At 39.3% G+C, this 26,403-nt stretch carries 38 protein-coding genes; all 38 read left to right on the plus strand.

Annotated features, from left to right (window positions below):
* The first annotated feature begins 41 nt into the window (after window positions 1–41).
* Window positions 42–311: a transcriptional regulator gene (locus DYD17_RS11090; protein ID WP_331852325.1), complete on the plus strand. Its 270-nt coding sequence runs from the start codon at window positions 42–44 to the stop codon at window positions 309–311.
* A gap of 120 nt (window positions 312–431) precedes the next feature.
* Window positions 432–836, plus strand: a complete 405-nt coding sequence (locus DYD17_RS02800; protein ID WP_255312521.1) for a DnaD domain-containing protein — start codon at window positions 432–434, stop codon at window positions 834–836.
* A complete protein-coding gene (locus tag DYD17_RS02805; protein WP_115252675.1) occupies window positions 817–1,050 on the plus strand; it encodes a hypothetical protein in 234 nt (77 codons plus the stop codon). Before DYD17_RS02800 ends, DYD17_RS02805 begins: the two co-directional genes overlap by 20 nt.
* Window positions 1,047–1,187 carry a hypothetical protein gene (locus DYD17_RS02810; protein ID WP_000166038.1) on the plus strand — a complete coding sequence of 47 codons (141 nt, stop codon included), beginning with the start codon at window positions 1,047–1,049 and terminating at the stop codon, window positions 1,185–1,187. The genes DYD17_RS02805 and DYD17_RS02810 overlap by 4 nt, the downstream gene beginning before the upstream one ends.
* An 8-nt stretch (window positions 1,188–1,195) precedes the next feature.
* A complete protein-coding gene (locus tag DYD17_RS02815) occupies window positions 1,196–1,402 on the plus strand; it encodes a hypothetical protein (protein ID WP_115252676.1) in 207 nt (68 codons plus the stop codon).
* Between the two features lie 161 nt (window positions 1,403–1,563).
* Window positions 1,564–1,893 (plus strand): hypothetical protein, encoded by a 330-nt coding sequence (locus tag DYD17_RS02820; protein WP_115252677.1) that lies wholly within the window; start codon window positions 1,564–1,566, stop codon window positions 1,891–1,893.
* Window positions 1,894–1,895: 2 nt separating this feature from the next.
* Window positions 1,896–2,876 carry a recombinase RecT gene (locus DYD17_RS02825; RefSeq protein ID WP_115252678.1) on the plus strand — a complete coding sequence of 327 codons (981 nt, stop codon included), beginning with the start codon at window positions 1,896–1,898 and terminating at the stop codon, window positions 2,874–2,876.
* Entirely contained in the window at window positions 2,873–3,670 is a 798-nt protein-coding gene (locus DYD17_RS02830) for a PD-(D/E)XK nuclease-like domain-containing protein (RefSeq protein ID WP_115252679.1), read from the plus strand. Before DYD17_RS02825 ends, DYD17_RS02830 begins: the two co-directional genes overlap by 4 nt.
* A 177-nt stretch (window positions 3,671–3,847) precedes the next feature.
* Entirely contained in the window at window positions 3,848–4,189 is a 342-nt protein-coding gene (locus tag DYD17_RS02835) for a hypothetical protein (RefSeq protein ID WP_003051747.1), read from the plus strand.
* On the plus strand, window positions 4,186–4,698 hold the full coding sequence (locus DYD17_RS02840) for a RuvC family protein (RefSeq protein ID WP_003051745.1): 513 nt from the start codon (window positions 4,186–4,188) through the stop codon (window positions 4,696–4,698). Before DYD17_RS02835 ends, DYD17_RS02840 begins: the two co-directional genes overlap by 4 nt.
* Window positions 4,685–4,879 carry a hypothetical protein gene (locus DYD17_RS02845; protein ID WP_003051742.1) on the plus strand — a complete coding sequence of 65 codons (195 nt, stop codon included), beginning with the start codon at window positions 4,685–4,687 and terminating at the stop codon, window positions 4,877–4,879. Before DYD17_RS02840 ends, DYD17_RS02845 begins: the two co-directional genes overlap by 14 nt.
* Window positions 4,876–5,292: a YopX family protein gene (locus DYD17_RS02850; RefSeq protein WP_003051739.1), complete on the plus strand. Its 417-nt coding sequence runs from the start codon at window positions 4,876–4,878 to the stop codon at window positions 5,290–5,292. Before DYD17_RS02845 ends, DYD17_RS02850 begins: the two co-directional genes overlap by 4 nt.
* Before the next feature lie 192 nt (window positions 5,293–5,484).
* The gene (locus DYD17_RS02855; protein WP_003051736.1) at window positions 5,485–5,661 is read left to right on the plus strand and encodes a hypothetical protein; all 177 of its coding nucleotides are present in this window, start codon (window positions 5,485–5,487) and stop codon (window positions 5,659–5,661) included.
* Complete coding sequence (locus DYD17_RS02860; protein WP_115252681.1) at window positions 5,658–5,927, plus strand: hypothetical protein; 270 nt, start codon at window positions 5,658–5,660, stop codon at window positions 5,925–5,927. Before DYD17_RS02855 ends, DYD17_RS02860 begins: the two co-directional genes overlap by 4 nt.
* A gap of 92 nt (window positions 5,928–6,019) precedes the next feature.
* Window positions 6,020–6,568 carry a DUF1642 domain-containing protein gene (locus DYD17_RS02865; RefSeq protein WP_115252682.1) on the plus strand — a complete coding sequence of 183 codons (549 nt, stop codon included), beginning with the start codon at window positions 6,020–6,022 and terminating at the stop codon, window positions 6,566–6,568.
* A complete protein-coding gene (locus DYD17_RS10925; protein WP_174221690.1) occupies window positions 6,565–6,738 on the plus strand; it encodes a hypothetical protein in 174 nt (57 codons plus the stop codon). Before DYD17_RS02865 ends, DYD17_RS10925 begins: the two co-directional genes overlap by 4 nt.
* A gap of 457 nt (window positions 6,739–7,195) precedes the next feature.
* Window positions 7,196–7,636, plus strand: coding sequence for an ArpU family phage packaging/lysis transcriptional regulator (locus DYD17_RS02870; protein ID WP_115252683.1), 441 nt, complete (start codon window positions 7,196–7,198; stop codon window positions 7,634–7,636).
* A 581-nt stretch (window positions 7,637–8,217) separates the two neighbouring features.
* On the plus strand, window positions 8,218–8,598 hold the full coding sequence (locus DYD17_RS02875; RefSeq protein ID WP_115252684.1) for a hypothetical protein: 381 nt from the start codon (window positions 8,218–8,220) through the stop codon (window positions 8,596–8,598).
* Entirely contained in the window at window positions 8,588–9,862 is a 1,275-nt protein-coding gene (locus tag DYD17_RS02880) for a PBSX family phage terminase large subunit (RefSeq protein WP_115252685.1), read from the plus strand. The genes DYD17_RS02875 and DYD17_RS02880 overlap by 11 nt, the downstream gene beginning before the upstream one ends.
* On the plus strand, window positions 9,862–11,187 hold the full coding sequence (locus DYD17_RS02885; protein WP_115252686.1) for a phage portal protein: 1,326 nt from the start codon (window positions 9,862–9,864) through the stop codon (window positions 11,185–11,187). Before DYD17_RS02880 ends, DYD17_RS02885 begins: the two co-directional genes overlap by 1 nt.
* On the plus strand, window positions 11,156–12,064 hold the full coding sequence (locus tag DYD17_RS02890; RefSeq protein WP_115252687.1) for a minor capsid protein: 909 nt from the start codon (window positions 11,156–11,158) through the stop codon (window positions 12,062–12,064). The genes DYD17_RS02885 and DYD17_RS02890 overlap by 32 nt, the downstream gene beginning before the upstream one ends.
* 6 nt (window positions 12,065–12,070) lie before the next feature.
* The gene (locus tag DYD17_RS02895; RefSeq protein WP_048327819.1) at window positions 12,071–12,271 is read left to right on the plus strand and encodes a hypothetical protein; all 201 of its coding nucleotides are present in this window, start codon (window positions 12,071–12,073) and stop codon (window positions 12,269–12,271) included.
* A 108-nt stretch (window positions 12,272–12,379) separates the two neighbouring features.
* Window positions 12,380–12,949: a DUF4355 domain-containing protein gene (locus DYD17_RS02900; RefSeq protein WP_048327818.1), complete on the plus strand. Its 570-nt coding sequence runs from the start codon at window positions 12,380–12,382 to the stop codon at window positions 12,947–12,949.
* 18 nt (window positions 12,950–12,967) lie between these two features.
* Entirely contained in the window at window positions 12,968–13,858 is an 891-nt protein-coding gene (locus DYD17_RS02905; protein ID WP_115252688.1) for a phage capsid protein, read from the plus strand.
* Window positions 13,859–13,869: 11 nt separating this feature from the next.
* The gene (locus DYD17_RS02910) at window positions 13,870–14,163 is read left to right on the plus strand and encodes a HeH/LEM domain-containing protein (protein ID WP_115252689.1); all 294 of its coding nucleotides are present in this window, start codon (window positions 13,870–13,872) and stop codon (window positions 14,161–14,163) included.
* 13 nt (window positions 14,164–14,176) lie between these two features.
* Window positions 14,177–14,521: a hypothetical protein gene (locus DYD17_RS02915; protein ID WP_009880259.1), complete on the plus strand. Its 345-nt coding sequence runs from the start codon at window positions 14,177–14,179 to the stop codon at window positions 14,519–14,521.
* On the plus strand, window positions 14,518–14,829 hold the full coding sequence (locus tag DYD17_RS02920) for a hypothetical protein (protein WP_115252690.1): 312 nt from the start codon (window positions 14,518–14,520) through the stop codon (window positions 14,827–14,829). The genes DYD17_RS02915 and DYD17_RS02920 overlap by 4 nt, the downstream gene beginning before the upstream one ends.
* On the plus strand, window positions 14,826–15,221 hold the full coding sequence (locus DYD17_RS02925) for an antigen C (protein WP_048327815.1): 396 nt from the start codon (window positions 14,826–14,828) through the stop codon (window positions 15,219–15,221). Before DYD17_RS02920 ends, DYD17_RS02925 begins: the two co-directional genes overlap by 4 nt.
* 1 nt (window position 15,222) lies before the next feature.
* Entirely contained in the window at window positions 15,223–15,633 is a 411-nt protein-coding gene (locus DYD17_RS02930; RefSeq protein ID WP_115252691.1) for a DUF5072 family protein, read from the plus strand.
* 11 nt (window positions 15,634–15,644) lie between these two features.
* On the plus strand, window positions 15,645–16,151 hold the full coding sequence (locus DYD17_RS02935) for a phage major tail protein, TP901-1 family (RefSeq protein ID WP_012767373.1): 507 nt from the start codon (window positions 15,645–15,647) through the stop codon (window positions 16,149–16,151).
* Between the two features lie 11 nt (window positions 16,152–16,162).
* Complete coding sequence (locus tag DYD17_RS02940; RefSeq protein WP_012767372.1) at window positions 16,163–16,480, plus strand: hypothetical protein; 318 nt, start codon at window positions 16,163–16,165, stop codon at window positions 16,478–16,480.
* Complete coding sequence (locus tag DYD17_RS02945; RefSeq protein ID WP_115252692.1) at window positions 16,453–16,911, plus strand: hypothetical protein; 459 nt, start codon at window positions 16,453–16,455, stop codon at window positions 16,909–16,911. Before DYD17_RS02940 ends, DYD17_RS02945 begins: the two co-directional genes overlap by 28 nt.
* Entirely contained in the window at window positions 16,904–19,102 is a 2,199-nt protein-coding gene (locus DYD17_RS02950) for a phage tail protein (RefSeq protein WP_115252478.1), read from the plus strand. Before DYD17_RS02945 ends, DYD17_RS02950 begins: the two co-directional genes overlap by 8 nt.
* Window positions 19,103–20,584, plus strand: coding sequence for a distal tail protein Dit (locus tag DYD17_RS02955; RefSeq protein ID WP_115252477.1), 1,482 nt, complete (start codon window positions 19,103–19,105; stop codon window positions 20,582–20,584). It abuts the gene before it with no gap.
* Window positions 20,585–24,034, plus strand: a complete 3,450-nt coding sequence (locus DYD17_RS02960; RefSeq protein ID WP_115252476.1) for a glucosaminidase domain-containing protein — start codon at window positions 20,585–20,587, stop codon at window positions 24,032–24,034.
* A 4-nt stretch (window positions 24,035–24,038) separates the two neighbouring features.
* A complete protein-coding gene (locus DYD17_RS02965; protein ID WP_115252475.1) occupies window positions 24,039–25,895 on the plus strand; it encodes a DUF859 family phage minor structural protein in 1,857 nt (618 codons plus the stop codon).
* A 10-nt stretch (window positions 25,896–25,905) separates the two neighbouring features.
* Window positions 25,906–26,256, plus strand: coding sequence for a DUF1366 domain-containing protein (locus tag DYD17_RS02970; RefSeq protein ID WP_115252474.1), 351 nt, complete (start codon window positions 25,906–25,908; stop codon window positions 26,254–26,256).
* A 13-nt stretch (window positions 26,257–26,269) separates the two neighbouring features.
* Window positions 26,270–26,392 carry a hypothetical protein gene (locus tag DYD17_RS11095; protein ID WP_255312504.1) on the plus strand — a complete coding sequence of 41 codons (123 nt, stop codon included), beginning with the start codon at window positions 26,270–26,272 and terminating at the stop codon, window positions 26,390–26,392.
* Window positions 26,393–26,403: the final 11 nt, after the last annotated feature.

Below are 26,403 nucleotides of genomic sequence, written 5' to 3' on the forward strand. Positions count from 1 at the left end.
AATTTATTCAAGATAAAGAACTTTTTAATAAGGAAAAAGGACTGCTGCTAACCATTTTGAGTAATGCAGACGAGTGGAGAGTCTATCCTGAAGAACTCGCTAGACGTTGTAAGGATAGCGAATCTGCAATCAGAAGCCAGTTGAAAGCGTTAGAGAATGCCAAGTATATCAGAACTTATAGAAAATCGTTTGGCGGGCGATATGGGACCGAAACCTACAGATTCTGTTCTGACAGAAAAATAAGCGACGAGGCGTTTAATGCTTTGAAGGCAGAACAGGACTTAGAACTAGAAAAAATTGCTAATACCTAATTTGCTAATGTGCAATTTGCTAATGTGCAATTTGCTAATCAACAAATTAGCCGACTAATAAATACTAACATTAAATAAATACTAAATAACAATAAATACTAACAGACAATAAGCATCATCATCAACAGCAGGAGGAGCTATGGACGAAAAAAGCTTTTTGAAAATTTCCAATTAACTTTTGGACGGATGATATCGCCATTTGAAATCGAAGATATTCAAAAGTGGATTCACGAAGATAACATGCCAATTGAAGTTGTCAACCTTGCCTTAAGAGAAGCGGTAGAAAACAACAAAATCAGCTGGAAGTATATCAACAAAATTTTAGTTGATTGGTATAAATCTGGAGATACGACAGTAGAAAAGGTCAAAGACAGGTTGCAACGGTTTGAAGATAGTAAAAAACAACGGAGTGTACCGACCTCGAACGTCCCTAGCTGGTCGAATCCAGACTACAAAGAACCAGATTTAAAAGAATTTGCACTAGGAAGCATAGACGGTATAGAAGATGGATCAGGAGATTTTTAATTTTTTTAACAAACAAATCAAAAAAGATTTTGGTAAAACGGCGAGTAAAGAGACTTTTGCTAAGTTTGCTAGTTACTGCGCCGAAGGAATCGAAAAAAATGGAGTTAAGCCAATTTTTAATTGGATAAACCTATACGCATTCGGCCTTGGAATAACAACGGCAGAAGCAGACCAATTGAGAATAGAGCGATATAAACAGGAGAATGCGTTATGACAAAACAACATAGAGAGACGCTTATCTGGTACCGAGCAAGTCATCAAGAGCGTGAGAAGCTGCTTGATTTTGGGCTAGTTGATAAATCACAGTACGTGACACTATTGCGGCAATTACGCAAGAAATATGCGATTTAGGAGGAAATATGACACCAGAAGAAGTAGAAAAAGTAAAATTAAGAGCTAAACAAGAACTTGAAACGTTCAGCATATACCTTGATCAGGCAGTTGATGAACTCGGTGGAATATTAACTTCGCAAGAAGTCTTTTTGGCAGCGGGTTTTACCTATCTTGGCGCAGGTCAAACAGACATACATGCGGCCGTCGAGGGGTTGTATGAGCAAGTTCGATGACTTTAAATTTAGCGAAGACTGGGAGAGTAACTACTTTGAGGTCCAAGTTTTGCTCGGTCAAGAGATAGACAAGTTACAAAATAGGGTCATAGCGCTAAGCCAGGAAAACAATAGATTAAAAGCCGAAAATTGGCAACTGAAACACAGAAAGAGGAAATGATATGAACATCAAAGAAAAAATTGTAGTGCTAAGAAAAACTAAAGACGGAAGTTTTTTAAAGAGTTTTAAAAATAGAGATGTAGTGCTTGCTTATAATGTGGAGTTTACAAATATCATTCAGGCGGCATCGTTCCTACCAGAAGAATCTTACAACATGCAAAAAGACGAAATTGATAACTTAGCCGAAACGTTTGGATGTGATGTTGTAGTTGTCGAAGCATCTTATGACCTAAAATTTATTGATGGTGAGGATGTTCCAGAGTTAACAAAAGAGCAAAAAGTTAAAAGCATGGTAAACGGAATGTTTGAGCAGGTTTTTGGAGGTGAATAGAGATGGCAAGTGAAATTGTAACAATTCAAAAAGATATCACTGATATCGTTAATTCAAAAATTAGTTCTTTACAAGATGAAGGTTTGGTAATTGCTCCAAACTATGCTCCAGCAAATGCTTTAAAATCAGCATTCTTTAAAATTTTAAAGACCAAAGACAGAAACAAGCGCCCCGCCCTTGAAGTTTGTACAAAGGATTCGATCGCTAATGCACTATTAGAAATGGTAACGCAAGGGTTATCACCAGCAAAAAACCAATGCTATTTCATAGTTTATGGGAACGAACTTCAACTCCAAAGATCTTACTTTGGGACAATGGCTGTTCTTCTCCAACAACAAAAAATTAAATCAATTAAACCAGAAGTTATCTACGAAGGTGATGAATTTGAACTTGAAATCGTAGATGGCGAAAAGAAATTTAAAAAACATTCAACACATTGGAAAAATCAAGATAATCCGATTGAAGGAGCTTATTGCATTATTGAAGATATTGATGGCAATAAAAAGCTAACGTTGATGACAAAAAAAGAAATCGATAAGTCCTGGTCGAAAACAAAAACAGGCGGCGGAACACAAAAAGAATTCCCTCAAGAGATGGCTAAGAAAACAGTTATCAATAGGGCTGCCAAGTTCTTTATCAACATCAGTGATGATAGTGACATTCTTGCGGATTCTATTAATAAGACTACTGCTGATGAATTTGTTGATGAACGCCAAGTCAAAGATGTCACCCCGCAAGAAACAAACAGTATAGACGACCTACTTGGTCACCAGAACGAAAATAAGGATGCTCCTAACAATTTAAAAGACGTAAGTGAAGATTTATATTCAGAGCCAGAAAAAACGCTCACAAACGAAAATAAGACGGTTTTAGAAGATACGTCTTATCCAGCTGATGAAATCCCTGATTTTGACCAAGAAACAGGGGAAATTAAAGCTAGCGAAGGCAACCTCTTTGATAACCTTGGGGACTTAATGCCATGACAGAACTAGATTTACTCGGAAAGGACTATTACAGCCGTGAATCAGCTATCAGGTACTGGTCTATTAGTCAGTACAAGCGCTTTAAAGAGTGCGAAGCAAGGGCGCTTGCTGAGTTACGAGGTGATTGGACAGATACCAGAGATAACACTGCGCTGCTCAATGGCAATTTGGTTCACTCTTACTTCGAGAGCAAAGAAGCTTATTCCGAATTTATTGAAGCCAATAAATCTTCGATGATTTCGACCAGAGGAACAACCAAAGGTCAGCTCAAAAAAGACTATTTAGTCGCAGAACAGATGATTGACGCTCTTAAAAATGACAGTAACTTCATGGCCATATACCAAGGAGAGAAGGAAGCAGCCATCACAGGATTTCTTGGCGAGGTTGAATTCAAGGGTAAAATCGACTGCCTGAATGTTGAACGTGGCTATTTTGTAGACATCAAAACAACAAAAGGGCCGATTGACGACACAATCTGGAATGGAGAAGAGCGTGTCAGATGGTTTGAGGCTTACGGATATATCTTGCAGATGGCTGCTTACAGAACCATGCTAGAAGCTAAATATAATAAACCGTTCGAGCCGATTATTTACGCGGTAACCAAGGAAACACCGCCAGATACAAGAGCCATCAGAATCCAAAATGTAGATGCTATGCAGATGGAATTAGATAGCCTAGCACAAAGTATTAAGCGATTAGATGACGTTAAAAAAGGCCTAGAAAAGCCTAAGCCTTGCGGAAAATGCGAATATTGCAGACAAAATAAATTGTCTGTAAGAGTAGAGATTTTTTAATAACCTATTGCAAAGTGAAGCTCGGCCTTTGCAGTACCAATATTTTCCGAGCGAGAAAGGAAAGTTGAAATATCGTCAAATTAACAGGATTGATGATATGAAGAATTGCTACACTCGTCCTTGCCAATGCTCACACACAATTTTAGGGCGAGTGTGGATTTTAAAAAGGTGAAAAATATGGAACAAATCAAAATTACAGGAACAGGAACAGCACTAATTTTAGATAGAGTAAACCGAATCTTTGCCATCTCTGGCGGTTTGACTATGCAATGGGATTTTATTAGTGATTTTAAAAAGATTGACGACGAACCGTCACTTGACGAAGATGGAGAACTATTCGAAGTAGCTTACGACCTTGTGCTCGAAGCTAAACCCAAAACTAAAATCAATCTAACATCATCATATTTTGCTAAAGAGCATAAGAAAGACACAGATGAAATCATAAAAGTATTCTCGTTTATCGAAGATAATAAGAAAAATATCTTTGAAACCCTTGGCATTCGTGGGGTGCTTGAATGAGCAATCTAGTATTATCGCTAGACATTTCAACATCTGGAACGGGTTGGGCCTTATTTAAAGGCTCAGACCTTATCCAGAGCGGTGTCTTAAAACACAAAAGTGACTCTTATTTCGAACGTGGTCGATATATGGCTAGCCAATTAAGGTTGATCCAGTCACGAGCACTAAAAAAATACGACTGTAGTTTTAGCACAATCGCAGTTGAAAAAAACTCAGTTATGGGACCTAACCAGCAATCCATGCTTAAAATCGGTATTGTAACTGGTATCATCTTAGGACGATTAATAGCTGATAATGTTGTGTTTGTCAATGTATCAACGTGGCGCAAGCACTGGAAATTTAGTTATAAGGATCGAAGCAAGAAGTCCATGAAATTACAGTCAAAAACAAAAGTGGAGCAAGAATTTAATAAATCGGTCAAAGATGACGAAGCGGATGCTATTTTGATTGGGTCATACTATGTCAATCAAGGTTATCTTGATGGATTGGAGACACATGACTACTACTAAAAAGCGTGTTGTGAGAGTTTACAACAAAGGCATTACAGCTACATACATGGTTTATGACAAAAATCTGTTTAAGGAGCATGAGTTTGTAACAAAAGTTGAAGCGAGGCAGTTTATTAGACGGCTAGAGTTAGCTAATGATAAGCGAGTGACAGAATATTATTTGAGAGAGGTAAAAGAATGATACCAAAATTTAGGGCATTTAATAAAAAGACCAAAAAGATGTATAGCATTGATGGCTTTAAAGCAAGTGAACGCAAAATATACAGATGCAGCTTCGCTGATGATGAGTTTCGCTCTGGTCGCTTAGAGACGTTTCATTTTGTCGAGGATAACCTTGACGATTATATTCTCATGCAATCCACAGGACTCAAAGACAAAAACGGTGTTGAGATTTTCGATGGAGATGTTGTCAATTTTATGGTGCCAAATCAAATGATTTCAGGAACTTATCAGATTAGACAAGCAAAATCAGGAGAGTGGAGACTTGATAACAGAGTCCAAGGAAGACCACTTTATATCTCTGGAAGTTACCACTGTGAAGTCGTCGGGAACGTATGGGAGGATGGCGATTTACTAGAAAGTGTGGAAGAATGAATAAGCGACAACGTAAAAAGAAAATATTGAATGGATTAGACAAAGAAGAAAGATATCATAGAACACACTGTCCTGTATGTGACGAAAAAATAGGAGTATTTGATAATTATTTCAATAGCTACGGTTTTTGTTCAGTTTCTTGCGGGTATGAATACTATGGACTTTAGTACATGTGAAAGATGAGGTGGAAGAATGACAAAAGAAGAATTAATTGAAGAAATAGAAGGTGAAATCAATGACATTGATCTTTTGATTGACGATTATCAATATGAAATTGACGAATTACAACGAGATATAGATGAATTAGATACTCGAAAAGATATTTTGGTTCGTAAATTACAGAACCTACTAGAAAGCGTGGAAGAATGACAGAAGAACAGATGATTGATTGCTTGCTTTATGAGTTAGCAAAAAAAGACAAAGCAATCGAGAAGAAAGACATCATTATCGCTGTACTGAAAGTCATGCTGTGTCTCGTGTTTGTTTTTGGCATCGCACTACAAAACCACCACAAACCGCAAATCACTGGTTTGCAGTCGCAATTACGCAGGACACAAAAGCAGCTTAAACGTGCTAGCGAGGATAGGGCTAGACAGACAAAGAGAATTGCGGAACTTACTGGGAATGGGGGATAAGGATGGACGATAACACAGCAGTTGTTTTGACACTGCTAATATTATTTTTACCGATTATTATTAGTAGTTTTAGAGATTAAGCGAGGAAATAAATGAACATTGAAGAAGCTATAGAGTATATTGAAGAAGCGATAAAGTATTTTGAAGATAAGAGAAAAGATTATATTGTACCGCCAAGTGTAATCCATGTATCAACAGCTGAGGTCATAAATATTTTAAAACAAATCAAGTTCGATAAACTAATGCCAGAAATTCCGCAGTTTGTGGCTGATTGGTATGAGGAACATAAAGATAATTTGGAATACAATTTATATTTATATCAAATGACAATCTATGATGAAAAAGTTGAAAAAGACGATTTCTATTATTGGATTCAAAAATCAAATAGTCCAATTCGTACTCTTATCAACATGCATCAATTCGGCTACACAGTAGAAAAAGAAAAGCTATACACTGTTGAAATTCCGAATCCAAACGACAAACAAATAGCTTTGAGACTTGAAAAATGGGTTGAAGGAAAAGTAAGAATTGTTACAACTCACTCATCTAATAATTTTACAGATGACATGCGTTTAACAGAACAAGAAATCCGCAAGGACTTTGATTGGGCGTTTAGATGGGCGGAAGAGGTGACGGAATGACTGAAGAATTAGGAGTGTTGGTTGACTATGATAAAACATCCTACTTTTTTAAGATGAACGACGATGGAAAACCATTGTATTGTAAAAGTTTCTTTAACGCCTACCAATGCACACGCAAAGAAGCAGAACAATTTCCACAGTTTGAGTGGGTGCCACTGACGGATTTATAACCCACGCAAGCGCTCAAGAGCCTGCAATGGCTCTGTGGGTTTACGTGCCAGGAACCACGTTAAAAGCGACTTAGAGACCTTTTATTTTTATCAGCCTTGCGAATTGTCAAAGGTTCGTAAGGTGTAGACCGAAATTAATTAAAAAAAGGATGTGATAAGAATCTCCTTAACCAAAAAACCAAATCTAACGCTGGTTATCGGTCACTAGCTATTATTCAAGGCGCTAATACTGACATCGTACGCCTGTGTCAAATAATTTTATCCATAAATCTAAAGCGATAATAGTCGTGATTCTGCAAGGCACTTAAAAACTGTTTCGAAGACAATGGCTCCGTGTGCCTGAGCTGGCTTATAAAAAAGGAAGAGAGGGCTTTTCTCCACAAAACAAAAAGACGTCCATGCAGAACGCCTCCAGAAATATTATCAACACTAATATTATACCACATCGGGGGCTTTCATGACGTTTTTTCCAGAGATTGATATCCAAAAAACAAAATCTAATGCCAAGCGTAAATTGAGAGAGTATCCACGCTGGCGGAGGATAGCTAATGACGTAGATACTCAAAAAGTTACAGCTACATACTCATTTGAGCCAAGGCAACCGCATGGAGTCCCTAGCAAGCCTGTTGAGAGACTAGCGCTTAATCGTGTATCGGCAGAACAGGAGCTGGATGCGATTGAGAGAGCGGTCAACGGGATATTCGACCCAGAGTATAGATTGATACTGATTGACAAGTATTTGCTCACATATCCAAAGACTGATTGTGATATTTATACAAAACTTGGTTACGAGAAAAGTCAGTACTACAACATGCTAGATAATGCTTTAATGTCTTTTTCTGAACTATACAAAGAGGGGATGTTGCTTGTCGAAAAAATGGAAAAAAGCTGGAATTAATATGGAATAATTATGTACATTCTATATAAATATTCATGTTATTATAGTACTATCAAAATAACAAGAAGAGATAACCATTTTACCAACTGACTATTTATTTAGTCGCCAACTTTAACTACGATCGAACTTGTTATTTTGTAGCCTGGTGGCGGTACAGCGAGTTGAGACGACAAATGGGTATGCAGGTTCGAATCCTGCCGTCTCAATACCAGCTATTTCCAAATTGGAAACAGTTGGAAAAGACAATCCCCCCATTCCTTTAAAGGCAGATACGTTCTGATATGGGGCTTTTTTAAGACTTAGCGGCGCCTCTTTACAATGCGTACCAGTGCTAAGTCGATTGATTAACCGCAAGTAAAACAAGGGTCGCAACCTTGCTTGTGGTTAGTAGGGACAACGGTTGTAAGTCGGTTCGATTCCGACTGTTCCTATAAAAGCGTGCCATGGCAATAAGGTTCGATTCCTTATTATGTTGATAGCTCAACATTGAGGCGTGGTGGTTCGAGTCCGCTCGCACGCTTACTTAGTCACTCATTGAGTGGCTTTTTATTTCCGAAAATTTCCGAAAGGAGGAACATATTTTGGCAAGAGCAAATAAGGCAAAAATGCTTGATGCTATTGAGTTTAAACTATTAAATCCAACAGCTAATCAAGCACAAGTCGCGGAAATAATCGGTATCACAGACAGGCAGCTACGAAATTGGGAAAATGACCCAGAAGATAAATCGGGTTGGAATAAATTAAACGATGAAATCGCAGAAAAAGCTTTTGGCAAATATGCTCTTTCTGCGATTGGAACGCTTGTTAATCTAAGCAAAAACGCAAAATCAGAAATAGTAAGACTACAAGCTTCTCAAGATATCCTTGACAGAGCAGGTTATAAACCGACAGACAAGCAAGAAATCAGTATAGACGAACCTATCGTGCTAGCGAATTCATGGGTGCAAGATAATGGTAGTTGATTTAGCTGATATTATCCCAATCGGCTTTAAACCTGTTGTTCAAGCAACGTGGAATCCTAAAATACTAAATATTGCATGTAAAGGCGGCCGCGGTTCTGGCAAATCATCTAACATCGCTTTTATTATCTCAAGACTAATAATACAGTATCCAGTCAATGCGGTTTGTATTCGTAAGACAGATAATACTCTGGAGCAGTCTGTTTATGAGCAAATCAAGTGGGCTATATCTGAGCAAGGGTTAGAGCGCTATTTTAAATTTAATAAGTCACCGTTAAGGATCACATATATCCCGAGAGGTAATTACATTGTATTCCGTGGCGCTCAAAATCCAGAGCGTATCAAATCACTTAAAGACAGTCGCTTCCCGTTTGCAATAGGGTGGATTGAGGAATTGGCGGAATTTAAAACAGAGGATGAAGTCAAGACTATCACCAACTCGCTTTTACGTGGAGAGTTAGGCGATGGTCTTTTTTATAAGTTTTTTTATACATACAATCCCCCGAAACGCAAGCAGTCTTGGGTTAACAAGAAATATGAGACACAATTTCAGCCGTCTAATACGTTCGTACACGCTTCGACGTATAAAGATAACCCTTTTATTGCCAAAGAGTTTATAGCCGAGGCGGAAGCCACGAGAGAGCGTTCGGAACGTCGTTATCGTTGGGAGTATTTAGGAGAGGCAATTGGTTCTGGTGTTGTGCCGTTTGATAACCTACGATTTGAGACAATACCAGACGAATTATACAGGTCGTTTGATAATATCCGTAACGCTGTCGACTTTGGTTACGCTACTGATCCATTAGCTTTCGTGCGTTGGCATTACGATAAAAAGCATAATGGGATTTATGCGATTGATGAGCTATACGGGCAAAAGATTAGTAACAGACAGTTAGCAAACTGGTTAAAAGATAAAGGGTACTCAAACGATGAGATATTTGCAGATGCAGCCGAACCTAAATCTATCGCAGAGTTGCGAAATGAATTTGGGATTAAGCGTATCAGAGGTGCCAAAAAAGGCCCTGACTCTGTAGAGTTTGGGGAGCGTTGGTTAGATGACCTAGATTTTATCTGCATCGACCCAAAACGGACACCAAATATCGCTCGAGAATTTGAAAACATCGACTATCAAGTCGATAGAGATGGCAACCCTAAACCTCGTTTAGAAGACAAGGATAACCATGCGATAGATGCGACAAGGTATGCTATGTCAGACGACATGAGAGCGACTAAAACCATCGTCAAAACATTTAAAGGAGGTATCTAGTGCCAGAATTATTTATTGTGCCATCGGATACAGAGATGACAAAAGATTTGTTAAACGAGCTAATCCAAAAACACAAGTCGTTTAACGCTGATTATTTAGTTTATAAGCAGCTGTACGAGGGTTCTCACGCTATTTTGCGACAAAAACCAAAAGAGCAATACAAACCTGATAATCGCTTGGTTGTTAATTTTGCAAAATACATCGTTGATACATTTAATGGCTATTTTATCGGCGTTCCAGTCCAAACGAGCCACGAGAATAAACAAGTCAGTAATTATTTAGAGTTGCTAGACGGATATAATGACCAAGACGACAACAATGCAGAGTTATCAAAGATTTGTAGTATTTACGGACACGGTTATGAGTTGGTTTTTAATGACGAGAATGCGGAGGTCGGAATTACTTATCTGACACCCCTTGAAGCATTTATTGTTTATGACGATTCCATTAGGCAAAAGCCGTTATTTGCTGTGCGATATTTTTATAATAAGGACGGCGTTTTGGAGGGGTCTTACTCAGATGCCAACAACATTACTTATTTTAAAGATGGCGAAAAAGGACTCGAAATTGGAGAGAGTGAACCTCATCCGTTTGATGGCGTGCCGATGATTGAGTACGTTGAAAACGAAGAGCGACAAAGCTTGCTAGCTAGTGTTGTGACATTGATTAATGCGTTTAATAAAGCTATCTCCGAAAAAGCCAATGACGTTGAGTATTTCGCAGACGCTTATCTTAAAATTTTGGGTGCTGAGCTAGATGACGAGACATTGAAGTCTCTTAGAGACACCCGCATTATCAATCTAAAAGATACTGATGCGCAGCAGTTAATTGTTGAGTTTTTACAAAAGCCAGATGCTGATGCAACGCAAGAGCATTTGCTCGACAGATTGGAAGACTTAATTTTTAGGACTGCTATGGTCGCCAATATCAGCGACGAATCGTTCGGTACAGCTAGCGGCATCGCTTTACGTTATCGTTTGCAAGCTATGGATAACTTAGCTAAGACAAAAGAGCGTAAGTTTATGAGCGGGATGAACCGCAGATATAAGCTTATTGCAAGCTATCCTACGTCTAAGATAGGACCTAAAGATTGGATTGGCATTAAGTATAAATTTACTCGCAATCTACCAGCAAATCTCTTAGAGGAGTCTCAAATTGCAGGCAATTTAGCGGGGATTGTCTCGGAAGAAACACAGGTCGGTGTGCTATCTATTGTGGAAAACCCGCAAAAAGAAATTGAAAAGAAAAACGGTGATAAGCCAACGTTAATCAGCCGACAAGCAGGAGGTCTAAATGGCCAAAACACCACAACAGTATTGGAATGAACGCCAGAAGCAGCTCTGGGCGAATTTAGAGACGTCAGAGCGTTCTTTACAGACTAAGCTTAGCAAATATTATGTTGATGAAGCAAAGGTCTTAGAAAAGGAAATAGGGGCTTATTTTAGTAAGTACGGAAAAGATAACGTTATTGAGTATCGAAATCTTTTGCAACAGCTATCTAAAGCTGACAAAGACTTGCTTTATCGAGATTGCGAGCGATTTGCTGAAAAATATCCACAACATGCTGATTTAATGCCTGTCAGAACATCTATTTATAAACTAGATAGATTACAAGGACTAGAATTAAGCATTAAAATGCAGCAGTTGGAAATAGGGGCTATTGAAGAAGCGGAATTAACCAAGCATTTGACGACAGTCTTTAAAAAAGGTTATCAAGAAACCGCTAAAACAATTGGTTTCCAAACTGACAAAGTATCCGCAGAGTTGTTTGTTAACAATGATTGGACTGGTAAAGGTAATTTTAGTTCTAGTATCTGGACTAACAAAGATAAACTTGTCAACTATCTAACAAACGACTTTAAGACAGCGATTATCAGAGGAGATAGTTTTGATAAAGTCGTCAAACAGATGTCTGAGCGTTTTACTGTAAGGTCGCAGTCGGACATTACACGATTGATTATGACTGAGGGTACTTATGTCAACAATCAAGCGATGATTGCGCCGTTTGAGGATAGCAAAGACTTTGATGAGTACGAGTTTGTCTCTGTTTTGGATGGGGCCACCAGCTCGATTTGTAGGGGCTTAGACGGTCATAAATTTAAACTTAAAGATAAACAGGTTGGAGTTAACTTCCCGCCCATGCACGCAAACTGCCGTAGCACGTTTGCTATGGTTATTCCAGATGATTATTTAGAGAGGTAAAAACGGATGAATAAACGCATTAAGAAAAAACGTAGATTAGAGACATTATTAGGCTTAGCAATCGGTCAAATTACAGCGTTGCGATTGGAGCTAGACGCTGTTAAATCAGCGACGTTAGATAACCAAGCAGCCATCAAGTCAATCGGCGATGATGTCGACTACATCAAGCAAAATTACAAACGGAAATGGGGGAAAAACAAGTCGTAGCAATACGGCTTTTTATTATGTCCTGTCGCATGACAAAAAACTAGGCAAATAAAAATCTAAAGCAATGCGCTGGGGCTTTTGAGCAATGGCGTGGGGCAGGAGGAAAAAATGGAAAACGAAGAAATCCTAGAACGATCTGGTGCACAAGAAGAAGCTAAGGAACAAACGTTTGACGATATTTTGTCAGACCCTAAAAAGCAAGCTGAATTTGACAAGCGTGTGGCTAAGGCTATTGATACTGCACGAAATAAATGGGTGGCTGAGACTGAAGAAAAAGAAAACGAAGCTAAGAGACTTGCAAAAATGAATGCTGAACAAAAAGCACAACATGAAAAAGCAAAACTTGAAGCACGTATTGCCGAACTCGAAGCCGAACGTACACTGTCAGAAATGAAGAGTACCGCTCGCACAATGCTATCAGAAGCTAATATCAGCGTATCTGACGCACTTTTATCTCAATTGGTATCTACTGATGCAGATAAGACTAAAAATGCAGTAGAAGCGTTTTCTGAAGCTTTTACGGAAGCAGTCGAAAAGGAAGTCAAAGAACGCCTTAAATCACCAGCGCCTAAAAAGTCAAATGGTAATAGCGGACTGACAAAAGAACAAATTTTAGCAGTCAAAGATACTGCGGAACGACAAAAACTCATTGCCGAAAACATCGGCCTATTCCAATAAAACAGGAGAAATTAACATATGGTAACATCACGTACTTATCCAGAAGAAAATCTAATCAAATCAACAGATCTTAAATACCCTATCACAATCGACGTCACAAACAAATTCCAAGAAAATATCTCGAAATTGCTTGAAATGCTTGGGGTTACTCGTAAAATCTCAGTATCTGAGGGAATGACTCTTAAGACATACGCTGGTTATGATGTCACATTAGCTGATGGCACAGTTCCGGAAGGGGAAGTTATTCCGTTGTCTAAAGTCGCTCGCAAAACACACTCTGAGAAAAAAATCGAACTTAAAAAATATCGTAAAGCAACAACCGGCGAAGACATCCAAATGTATGGCTCTAACGAAGCTGTAACAAATACTGACAACGCACTTGTTCGTCAGTTGCAAAAGAAAATCCGCACAGACTTTGTGACTGCTCTTAAAACAGGTACAGGAACACAAGATGCTCTTGGTGCAGGATTGCAAGGGGCTTTAGCTTCTGCTTGGGGTAAACTGCAAGTGCTCTTTGAAGATTATGGTTCAGAGCGTGCGATTGTGTTTGCTAATAGCCTTGATGTCGCTGAATACATCGCTAAAGCCGGCATCACTACTCAAACCGCATTCGGATTGACTTACCTTGTCGATTTTACAGGGACGGTCATTATCTCGACAAACGATGTCACAAAAGGGGAAATCTGGGCGACAGTACCAGAAAATATCATCTTTGCTTACATCAATCCAAATAATTCTGAATTAGCTAAAGAATTTAATCTTTACGGTGATCCAACCGGCTACATTGGAATGAATCACTTCCAAGAAAATACAACGCTTACTATCCAAACGTTGCTTGTATCTGGTATGGTGATGTATCCAGAACGCATTGACGGAATTGTTAAAGTAACTCTTACACCAGGCGTCTAAGGGGGTAATCTATGGCTTACACAGTAAAAGCACGTTTTTTTGACTTGCTTGACAATAGCTTTTTGTACGAGGTTGGCGACAGCTTTCCTCGCAAAGGCTATGAGCCAAGCAAAGAGCGCTTAGAAAGCTTGTTATCTAGCAACAATACAGAACATAAACCATTTATTGAGGTGTCAGGTAATGGCAATAGCTTAGATGGTTTAAAAGTGGATGAGTTAAAAGCTAAAGCCGAGGAATTAGGAATCGAAATTCCAAGCAATGCTAAAAAAGCTGAAATCATCGAATTACTGCAAGCACACATCTAGAAAGTAGGTTGACATGGACGAAACAAAACAAGCAATTATTGATCGTGTCCGTGTCCGTTTAGCAGACGAAACGTCTTTAAAAGAGGAGTTATTAGAGGAGTTAACGCAAACGGCTATCGACCGTATTAATTTAAAAGTCGGCGATGTCGTTTTTAACCCTCTTTTTAATTCCATCGCTGTTGATGTTGTTGTCAAAATGTATCGTCGTATGTATTTTGAAGGAATTGACACGGAAAAAGCAGACACAATATCAACTAAATTTATTGAAAACGTTTTGGCAGAATATGGCGAGGAGTTAGCGTCATATAAAAAGGACCGTCTAGCCATCTTGAATAAAAAGGTGGTGCGGTTTTTATGATGTTTGTTAATTTTGACTTAGTAACATCGCAAAAAACGGGAGAAAAAGACAGACTCGGCAACGACATCACGAAAGATGTTGTCAAAAGAGTTGCTAAAGGTCGTTTTACTGAATGGTCGGCTGATGACGTGTCCTTATACGGTCGAGATTTAACGTCTAGCGCACGCAAATTGCTGACTAATCAAGTTAGCAAGGCGGAAGCCAAACAAGCGTCACACGTTGTAATAGACGGCTCAAAATACAAAGTTGAATCCGTTAAACATCTTGGTAGATGGAGACTACTCGTCATCAAAGGATATCGCTTATGAGAATGTCAATGACAGGTATGCCAGCCTTAGAGGTAAAACTAAGGTCAATGAGCGAGAAGCGTTGGGATAGGGTTGTCAACAAAAACCTCACAGAGATGTTTAACAGATCAGCAAGACCGCCTGGTACACCGATTGGTAAAAACACTAAAAGGCATAAGTCTGGCGAGTTGTTGCGCTCTAGACGTCTCAAAAAGGTAAACTCATCAAAAGGTGTTATCACAGGTAATTTTGGATATATCAAGGACTATGCACCTCATGTTGAATACGGTCATAGACTTGTCCGTAACGGCAAACAGATTGGCTATGTTAACGGGACAAAATACCTGTTTAATAACGTCAAAAAACAGCGTGAAATTTATAGGCAAGACATGCTAAACGAATTAAGGAGATGACATGTTAAAAAAACTGGGACTGGTTGATTTACATGCCTCAATTAAACAAAAAATTGAAGATAAGACAGGGTTGATGGCTTATGATCACGTCCCAGAAGACGTGCCATCGCCTTTTTATTTTATTGAGGTTGTGGATAAACGACCAGAAGACACAAAAGTCATGTGGTGTGAAGTGTTTACGGTTTGGATACATGCCATAGCGGAAGCTGGGAAAAGCAAAATAGCTATTTATGACATGATTGAAAAACTCGAAGAAGCGCTCACAGAAGAATTAGTTTTGCCAGAAGAAATCGACATTTTGAGACAATCAGAAGTTGGTATGCAATCCTTACAAGAGGACGAAACTGGCGAAATGCATGCAATTGTAGCCTACGAAATAAAAGTTTCGTACGGTTTTAAAGTAAAAATTTAAAAGGAGAAATAATGGTGGCATTTGACCAAAATGTTTATTGTAATTTTGATGCATCGGCAACAAAAGCCATTGCTGGTAAAGACATTATCTTAGCAATCTTTGATAAAACTGGTGCAAAATTACTTGCTATTAGTGGTCAGCAAGGGTTAACAATTAACCGTACAGCTGACTCAATTGAGGTATCATCTAAAGATACCAAAGGCGGTTGGAAATCAAAAATTCCAGGAATGAAAGAATGGTCCATTGACAACGATGGTCTTTATGTACCGTCAGACGAGACTCACAAACAATTGGGCGAAGCTTTTGAAAAGAGCGAGTTTGTTTGTATTAAAGTTATTAACGGTAAAACCAAAAAAGGTATGTTTGGCGGACTTGCTTCGGTAAGTGATTATAGCTTGGAGGCACCTTATGATGACGGCATGACATATTCAATCAGTCTCGAAGGGAATGGAGCATTGATTGATTTATCAACATTATCACCAGAAGACGCTGAAAAAGTAACAGCTATGCCTAGCTAACAGGGGGACAAATGGAAAAAGAATTGATTATTATTGACGAAAAACAATACGAACTAAAATACAACGAAAAAACCATTGAAACGGTAGAAGCTTTGACAGGTAAAGCGTTTATGGATGTTGTTGTAAATAACAAAGGTATGTTGTCGCTATCTATGCTACGTCAGTATTTTGCTAACGCTCTTTATGCGGTAGAAGGCGGTCGTGTGTCTAGCGAGCAAGGCTCTAACGTTTTTACTAAAGTGTTAAATACAAAAGGTTATGCGTATGTAAATATGCTGGTGATCAACACAATCCAGCGTGATTGCCCTTTTTTCTTCCTCGGCGCTTAGTTGACTTTGAGTACCTCGGCGGGTCTAGTGATAGCATAGATGCAGAATACGACAGATTAGCAAGTCAGTATCACAAAGATATTGACTTTGCTTTTTATTTTGTCAATTTTGGGACTACAAAGTCCGAATTCTTGGAATTAACCAGACGGGAAAAAGCCTTTATCAGAAAAGCTTGGGAAGATAAGCAAGTGAGAGAAGGTGAGCTTATGCGCAATGCTGTGCTAAATGCGGTCAGTAATGCTATGCGCAAAAAAAGCGCTAAATTTGTTGATTTGTGGAAGCGTCAGCAACAGCCTGCGAACATGGAAATCGTTGAAGCGCATTTGGAAATCATTAACAAAAACATCGCTGATGAAGGTAAATCTTGGGTTGATTTAGTCTATCAAGCTAATAATATGACAAAACCGAGCGAGGGGGTGGACAATGGCTGATTATACTTTAGCAATACAGGTAACCGGTGACTCCTCCGAAATGCTAAAAGAATTTGAAAAAGCGATAAAAGCAGCAGAAAAACTCAAAGAAAAAGTCAAAAAGACAAATCAGGAGATGACCTCTGAATTTGATTTAGCTGCTAAAAGCTTAACTGATTTTTCGGGCAAAATGAAAGACATCAGTCAAAGCATGTCTGAATTTGGCTCAAAAATTAGCGACGTTGGGTCGTCATTAACCCAAAAAATAACCTTACCTCTTGCAGCAGGTGTCGGGTATGCTGTCAAACAATTCGCTGATTTAGAACAAGCGGTAGGCGGTGTTGAGACGCTATTTAAGCAATCAGCAAAAGAGGTAATAAAAAACTCCGAAAAAGCTTATAAAACAGCTGGTATCTCTGGAACAAAATACATGGAGCAGGTGACTTCATTCTCTGCAAGTTTATTACAAGGGTTAGGTGGAGATACTGCGAAAGCCGCTAAGGTAGCTGATAAGGCTATCATTGACATGTCTGACAACGCTAACAAATTTGGTACTAGCATTGAGTCAATCCAAAATGCCTATCAAGGCTTTGCTAAAGGTAATTACACGATGCTGGACAACCTTAAATTAGGTTTTGGCGGGACAAAAGAGGAAATGAAAAGGCTCCTTGAAGAAGCCGAAAAATTATCTGGTGTGCATTATGACATTGAAAATTTTGCGGACATTATCGAAGCTATCCACGTTATCCAAAACGAATTGGAAATAACTGGAACTACTGCTAAAGAAGGAAGTACAACAGTCAGTGGTTCGTTCCAAGCTATGCTTGCATCTGCTAATAACTTAGCAGCTGGGCTAGGTGACAAAAACGCTGACGTTAAGCGTTTGATGGCAGAGTTAGAGGAAACCACAAAACAGTTTGTCACAAATGTAAGTAACGTTTTAAAAACCATATGGGACAATTTGCCATTAGAACCTTGGCAAAGGTGGACATTGTCTATTGTAGCTCTAGCAGGTCCTGTCTTGCTTGTATTTGGTAAATTAACAGTAGGAATAGCATCTTTGGTAGAATCCTTCGGAATCATAAGCGAGGCGATCGCCCCGTTTTTCACATGGATGAGCGGAATTGTTTCGCAAGGTGGTGCAGTTTCAAGCGTTATTTCATCGCTTGGCGGTGGGTTATCAGGATTTGCCGCTTTAGCAAGCGCTGTAATAGCTGTAATAGCTCTTATTGTTTATACAATTCAAGACTTGTGGAAAACTTCAGAAAAATTTAGAAACGCAGTAACTGGCATCTTTACCACTTTAGGTAATATTGTTCAAAGTGCGTGGACTGGTTTTTTACAACCTGTTTTTACAGCACTTAAAGCTATCATTGATGCTATTGTGGATGAGGCTTTGACACCTCTATACGATAGTTTTAAAGGTATGGTTGAGATGATTGTTGTTTCGCTTTCGGATCTTTTAGCTAAATTCGAACCCGTTATCCAATTTATCATGAATGTTTTTGGCACTATATTACCTCCCGTTTTAATCGCTTTAGGCAGTATTTTTATTGGTGTTTTTACAACCATAACCAACGTTGTAGGCACAGCGTTTACATTATTCGGAGAACTCATAAAAAACCTTATGAAAATTATGGGCGGACTGACTGATTTTATCACTGGTGTTTTCACAGGCAACTGGGAAAAGGCTTGGAATGGTGTTGTTGATATATTTAGCGGTATTTTTAATGGTATTGTTGCTATTGGAAAAGGTGTGCTAAATGCCTTGATTGACATGATTAATGGGGCCATCAGTGGTATTAACTTTTTAATTAAATCAGCTAACAAAATACCTGGAGTAAATGTTGGTTTAATTGATAAAATCCCATATCTCGCCAGAGGGACATCCAATTGGCAGGGTGGATTTGCTCGTATTAACGAGGGTGGACGCGGTGAATTGGTACACTTGCCAAACGACACAACCGTTGTCCCACACGATGTCAGTATGAAATACGCTCGAGAATCTGCTAAAGCCAATTCTGGTGTTGCTTATATGGATAGTAATGATGAGATTGCCAAAAGTGCTTTGAAACTAGCTAACGATGCTGTTAAACGCCCTGTTGTGTTAAATATCAACGGCCGTGAGGTCGCTAGAACGACAGGTGGAGATATGAGAGATTATCTAAATAGTCGAGATATGACATTAAAACGATTGAGAGGTGAGGTTTAGATGGCTACAATGACTTTTAATGATGTGGACTTATCTAGCCTCATCACTATCATGTCTATTAATCGCGATATCGGTAACGAGAGACAAGCCGAAACCAACGATGCTCCATTTATTGGTTTGCATGTTAAAAAAATCAATACTAGCGCAAAAATCATTACAGTTGACTTTTATTTAAAAGACAGGACAAACGAGTACGCATTAAACCAGCTAAAACATAAACTAGCTGGTATTTTTAATGTTAACGAGCAAGTCAAAGTAACTTTTAGCGACGAACCTGACAAATATTATCTAGCTATACCAATAAATAAAATATCTGCTAGCGACCCGATCGCATGGTTAAGCCTAGTAACTTTGGAACTGCTTGTTCCAGACGGTGTGGCCCACTCAGTGTCATACAAAAAAATCACGAATTACAGACAAGATGGCAAGAAGCTACTGATTGACATTACAAACAACGGTAATGTCGACGCGCATCCAATCATCACAGTCAAGCACAATGCAGAAAATGGCTATTTAGCTTTTGTTAATAAATCATCTGTTTTTGAAGTCGGAGACAGAGAAATAGCAGATGCTGAAATTCGTGAGAAGTCGGTTGTTGCTTACGATTTTAAAGACGAAAGAATCGTCAATGCCTTAACAACAGGCAAAAAGAATGTTGCTATTTTAAACGATAAAGGACAGATTTTAGATAAAAACTTGCAATGGAATCAGGTTTGGGATAGAAAACACCTTGAAATTGAAGGCAGTATTTCTCCTGGTTACCATGCTGGTTCTTTAACATTTGACATCCCTGATGGCGGTGGGCTTTACGACTATATCTGGTGGCGGCAAGTCTTTATTTGTGGGTTGATGAATCAATATGGTTTTATCAAAGTAGCAGTATCAGACGAAAATGACCAATTTTTATACGGTGTCGAAACCTACAAAAGGCAAGCTGGTACTAAGACAGAGTATAATTTTATGATCACCGATGGTAAAGGCGGTTTTAAAAATACTGATTTAAAATGGACGTTTGATGCAACAACAGCAAACGAACATAATCCGTTCAATGAGCCGAGAGGCTGGTCTGATATGACGAGGGCTGATGACACTGTGTCTGTATTTTGGTGGGGTTCTCAAAACAAGCGAGTGTTCCCCGAATTAAAGGGAAAAAAATCTAAACAGGTACACATTGCAATTGGAACTATTCAAGGCAATCCTTTAGTAACACACATGTATATTGACGGATTTTATTATCGCAAGGACAAAGTGCCGTACGAATTTAATGTTCCGAATGCTTTCGGGACAGGGACGGAAGTTGTCATTAATGCCGAAAATGACACGGTTTTAGTCGATAACATTCCAAAAGCCAACATCATCGTTGATGGCTTTTTTAGTTTTCCTAAAATTCCTCCAGGTTCATCGACATTAGAGGTTTACTCGTCAAGTTGGTCGACTGCTAACCCAGATATAACATTAAGTTTTGAAGAAAGGTGGCTATAATTGCTTATAACAATTCACAACGCAAATTTAGAAAAAGTTGCTTATATTGATAACGATAAGCAAGACACCTTAAATTATTATGATGATAAATTTTCGCAGTATTTAAAGACGGCTAATTCAACGTTTGAATTTACGGTTTATAAGCGAGGAATTAAGTCTGACACAGTCAAAGAAAAGGCCTATCTGACATTAACAGAGAGGTCTTTTGTGTCGTTTAAATACAACGGCAAGTCTTATTTGTTTAACGTGATGTCAACAGACGAGACAGACATTGAAATACGTTGTTACTGCGAGAATCTCAATCTCGAGCTACTTAATGAGTATGCAGGACCTTATAAAGCAGCGACTCAAATGTCTTTTGTGGATTATTGTAATTTATTTGGCATCCTTAAAAACGGTGCTATTACCATTGGCGCCAATGAGGTATCAGGCCAAAAACGAACAATCGAATGGACTGGTCAAGATACCAATCTCAAACGCTTGTTATCAATCGCTAATAATTTTGATGCTGAAATTGAATTTGTGACAAATTTAAGAAACGATTCAAGTTTGAAGTCGTTTGTTATGAATGTCTACAAGAAGAACGATGCTACACATCAAGGTGTCGGTCGTAGACGAGATGATATTATTTTGCAATATGGCAAAAATATCGAGAGTGTCAGACGTAAGATTGATAAAACAGGCATTTACAACGCTATAAGACCAAGCGGTAAAACAACAACGACGACAACTACAACGACTGCTAAACAAGGCTCTGTGCAAACAGTTTCTGTTTTGTGGTCGGGCGGTAATTTGACTTATGCAGGTCATGTAATGCAATCATCTGTTGTTAACACCATTTTAAGTTTATGCAGTAAATACAAGCTGTTACCATCTGGTGTCTTTAGTCAGCTTTACCTTGAATCGTTTTGGGGAGATACTCCAGTCGGAAGAGCTGACAATAACTGGGGTGGTATTACTTGGACAGGTGCAACAACTAGACCAAGCGGAATAAATGTCTCCAAAGGGCAGCCTCGTGCTGAAGGTGGTTATTACAACCACTACGCAAGTGTTGATGACTACTTAAAAGATTATACTTACCTCTTGGCTGAGCAAGGTATTTATGCCGTAAAAGGTAAGCTAACCATTGACGAGTATACAAAAGGCCTATTTAGAGTCGGTGGTGCAACATATGACTATGCAGCCGCTGGTTATGCTCATTATGCACCTCTCATGCGAGACATCCGAGCAGGTGTTAACCGTAATAATAATGGCGCTATGGATAACGTCGATAACCAATTTAAAAATGGTGGTTCGACTAGTCAAAACACTACTCAGATAGCTTCTAAAACAAAAGCAGTGCTTGCGGAAGCGAACAGACTGAAAGGTCAACGAGTAGGCTCTGGTCAATGTTATGCGTTAGCTGCTTGGTACGCTATGAAGTTAGATGGTCCAGGCCTAAACGGTGGTGTAACTAGTTTTAGAGGACTTATTGGTGCTGGCGCTGCCGCTGCTCAGATTGGTACGGATTACAACTGGGGTCAATTTGGTTGGAAAGTTGTACAACCAAATAAAGTCGCAGACTTAATCACAGGCTCGATTGTTAACATCAGAGCAAACGCTGGCAGTCCTGTTTTTACAGGTGGTTGGGGGCATACTGTTGTCGTTAAATCTCTATCTGGAGACACGCTCACAGTATTAGAGCAAAACTATAACAACGTGCAAACTGTCCAAGAGCATACATATAGCGCTAGCGCTTATTTATCAGTTGTACAGACAGTCTGTTATCCGCCAGAAATCGTTCAAGGAAAACGTGTCGAAGGTACTGCACAAGCAGAACAACCGCAATCTGAAACAACCACGGCATCTGAAGAAAAAGAGGTCTTAATTAATCCATCGCTTTATCGTGAGTGGAAAAACGAAGCGGGACAAGTTGAGTTTTACGTTAAAAACAGTATGCTCTACGCCCCTCTATCTAAATCTCTTTATCCGTCAGCGTTTACTGGCATCGAGACAGACGACAACTGGATACGAAAAGATTTAGATGTTGACACAGAGAGCGAGGAAAAGCTTATCTCTGTTGCTCTCGCAGACCTGAGAAAACATTGTTATCCAGCGGTAACCTATGAAGTATCTGGGTTTATTGGTGATTTAGATATTGGTGACACCATCAAAATCAATGACCCAGAATACACCCCAAGCTTAATTTTAGAAGCAAGGGTTAGCGAGCAACACATTTCGTTTACAGAGCCTAATCAAAATAAGACAGTATTTGATAATTACAGAGCTTTAGAGAGCAAAGTCTCACAAGGTTTAATTGACCGCATGAACGAATTAGCAGAAGCTGCTAAACCTTACGACTTGCGGTTAATGACAGACAATGGAAATGTGTTTTTAAACGGCGAAGGCCGCACGATTTTAACTGCTGAACTTTGGAAAGGTAACAAAAAGTTTGATGCAAGCTATCAATTTAAACGAGATGGTCAATTAGCCGGCGCTGGATTGCAATTGGCAGTTGACGCTAAGGATGTACCGTCTGATAAACCTCTAATCATTACTGTTGAGGCTTATTTAAATAATGAGTTGATTGCAAGTAAACAGATTACTTTTACTAACTCGCTTGGAGAACAAGGACCAGCTGGACGTGGGATTGTCTCTACAGAGGACTATTACTTAGCGTCACCAAATCGTACAGGTGTCACATCTGCAACATCTGGTTGGACTAAGACGCCTCAGGAAATTACTGAGACTAATAAATATCATTGGTATTATCATGTTGATGTTTATTCAGATGGCACTCGAAAAGAGACGACACCGGCTATTATTGGTGTTTACGGCGATAAAGGTTCAGATGGCAAGCAAGGAGAAAAAGGGAACGATGGTCCAATGGGTCCGCAAGGTCCTGCCGGAGCGCTAGATGAAAAGCAACTACAAGACATCAATAATAAAATTGATGGCAAAGCAGACCAAGGTTTAACGATTGAGCAAATCAATAAACTTGCTGAATTACAGGCTATTGCCAATGCTGAATTACAAGCCAAAGCAAGTGTTGATGCACTAGCTAGCTTACAAAAACAAATACAGTCTGCAATAGCAGCAATGAATGCTAGCCAAAAGTTATCTGAGCAAGACCTTATCACTGCTAGTCAACGTGCTATCAAAGCTTCTAATGACATTTTAGACTTAAAAGAGCAATGGAATTTTATTGACAATTATATGTCAGCGTCTGAAGAGGGACTTATTATCGGGTCTAAAGATGGTACAAGTTCCGTGCGTGTTGCTAAAGACCGCATTGCCTTTTACTCAGCTGGTGCAGAAGTTGCTTCAATTACTGGTGGTATGCTCAAGATTGATAATGGTATGTTTGTGGCTACTTTGCAAGTTGGACATTTTAGGGAAGAAATGTACAAAGTTAACGGTGTTGATAAACATATCAACGTTGTTAAATATTATGACACGATTGTGGGGTGATTGAGTGGCAGAATTTTATAGTAATAAAGATAGTAAAGGTTACTACTTGCGAGTAGTCGCAACAGAGGAACCTATCACACAATCAGATATTACCTCTAACAGCAGCCGTGTCAGGTTGCAGATCTACCTACACAACACGCTTACAACGTTTACTCAGTACACGTTAAGCATGAGCGTTACTGTCCACGAAGAATCGTGGCAGTGGAACGGCAGCCCATCGATGTTATCTAACAACAGTAGCATCTTACTTAACGATAAGACTGTTACTGTTAAACATGATGTTGACGGTAGTCGCTCAGCAGGTATTTTGGTTAGATTTAACGGCAGCGGTGGTTATAGCCCAGATTCTTTGCTCATCAATTGGGCCTCGTTTAAATTAACCAATTTGTCTCGCTCTAGTGGCGTTGCAGTTTCTAACGCTGTTATCGGTAGCAGCGCAACAATAACAATCGACAGGCAATCAACGTCTTATAAGCATACGCTTAGATACGATTGGTTTGGCAAATCAGGAACTATCGCGACAAATGTTGATACAAGTTATAGATGGCTAATCCCCTTAGATTTTGCTAATGATATTCCTGACAGCGTTAGCGGAAATGGAACAATTTACGTAGATACTTATAATGGCTCTACCCTAACAGGTACACAACCAGTTACCTTTACTGCAACAGTACCAGATAGTATTAAGCCAACGCTTAGCAGTATATCCCTGTCGGATGCTAACACAGTCGCAAATAACGTTGTGTCAAGCCCTGACTATTATGTTCAGATTTATTCTAATATTAAGGTAAATTTTGGTTCTGCAAGCGGTGCTTACGGCTCGACGATCAAAGGATATTATGCTGAGGTTGTCGGGAAAGGTCAGTCTACTGATCAAAATGGCGGTACGCTAGGCAGCATGCTCTATGATGGACAAATCACTATCAGAGCAAAAGTTATTGATAGTCGAGGACGTGAATCTCAAATAGTTGATAAAACAGTCACGGTGCTTAAATATTCGCCGCCAGCCCTGTCATTTGACGTCGCAAGGTCTGGTTATGGTTCTGACACGCTAACGGTTACAAGACGAGCGTCTATTGCTCCATTAAGTGTTTTTGGTACGCAAAAAAATACTATGACACTTAATTTCAGCGTTGCGCCGCTTGGCTCAACAAATTTCGTGTCAAACAATGGTTCTGTTAGCGGAACTTGGGCTAATATATCAAATCTAACAAACTCTGCCGCTAATCTCTATGGCACATTCTCGCCAACAACATCATATACCGTTAAAGGTGTCTTGTCAGATAAATTTAGTCGCACAGAATTTCTCTTTGATGTCGGGACAGAAGCGGTTGTGATGTCAATTGCCAAAAACGGTATCGGATTCCAAAAAGTTTGGGAGAAGGGTGCTATTGATGCTAAAGGAGATGCTTACATTAGCGGCAAGTTGTATGTCAATAATACAGAGGTTAAACCGTCATTTGACAAGACAGAGATTTTAAACATGGTTTATCCAGTTGGCTCTGTTTACATGAGCACATCATCCGCAAATCCATCAACATTTATCGGTGGCACATGGCAAAGATATGCTCAAGGTAGGACCATTGTCGGAGTTTCCGAAAGTGAAGCAGAATTTAGCTATGTTGGGAAAACAGGCGGTGAGAAGTCGCACCGTTTGACTAACCAAGAAATGCCTAGCCATTCCCATGGTTTTAATGGGAATAAAATGGTCGGAAATGGTTACGGAGACGGCCCAGCCAACGTTACTGCGAGCGGCGCTTGGTTCCAGTTGCACTCAAAAACTGGCTCTGAGGGTGGAGATCAACCACATAATAACTTGCAACCTTACATAACAACTTATATATGGCTGAGAACGGCCTAGAGGGAGATTTATGTTAGTTATCACATCAAATTACCCAGAGCAGATGCCTGACGGCTCTGTATCTGGTGCTAAGGTGATGCTTGACGGGATTGATGATCATGCAGGTTGGCACATCCCGTTATCATTGCCAAAAGAATATTTAAAAAAACCTCAAAGCGAGGTTATGGCACTTTGCGAGAAGATGATTTACCAACAATTACAACCACAAAAAGCATTAAACGAACAGTTTGCGAAGCTAGACACAGATGTCGAAAAAGTGGAAAACATGCTTAAATTTGCGACTGGCATTTTAAATTTACTTATCGCAACGCAAGAAAAAGAGGAAACAACAGATGATGAAACTGTTGAAAAAGTGGATTAAAAGGAGACGTATCATGATGATTAATTATTTCGCAATGCAAATCGAATTAGGCTGGATTACTTTGGAAGATGTCCCTAAAAAATATCGTGAAAAAGTAAAACAGCTTGTTGAATCGGGCAATATTGGAGCAGAATAGCGAGGGTCTTA

Source organism: Streptococcus dysgalactiae subsp. dysgalactiae, from assembly GCF_900459225.1.
Classification (GTDB): Bacteria; Bacillota; Bacilli; order Lactobacillales; family Streptococcaceae; genus Streptococcus; species Streptococcus dysgalactiae.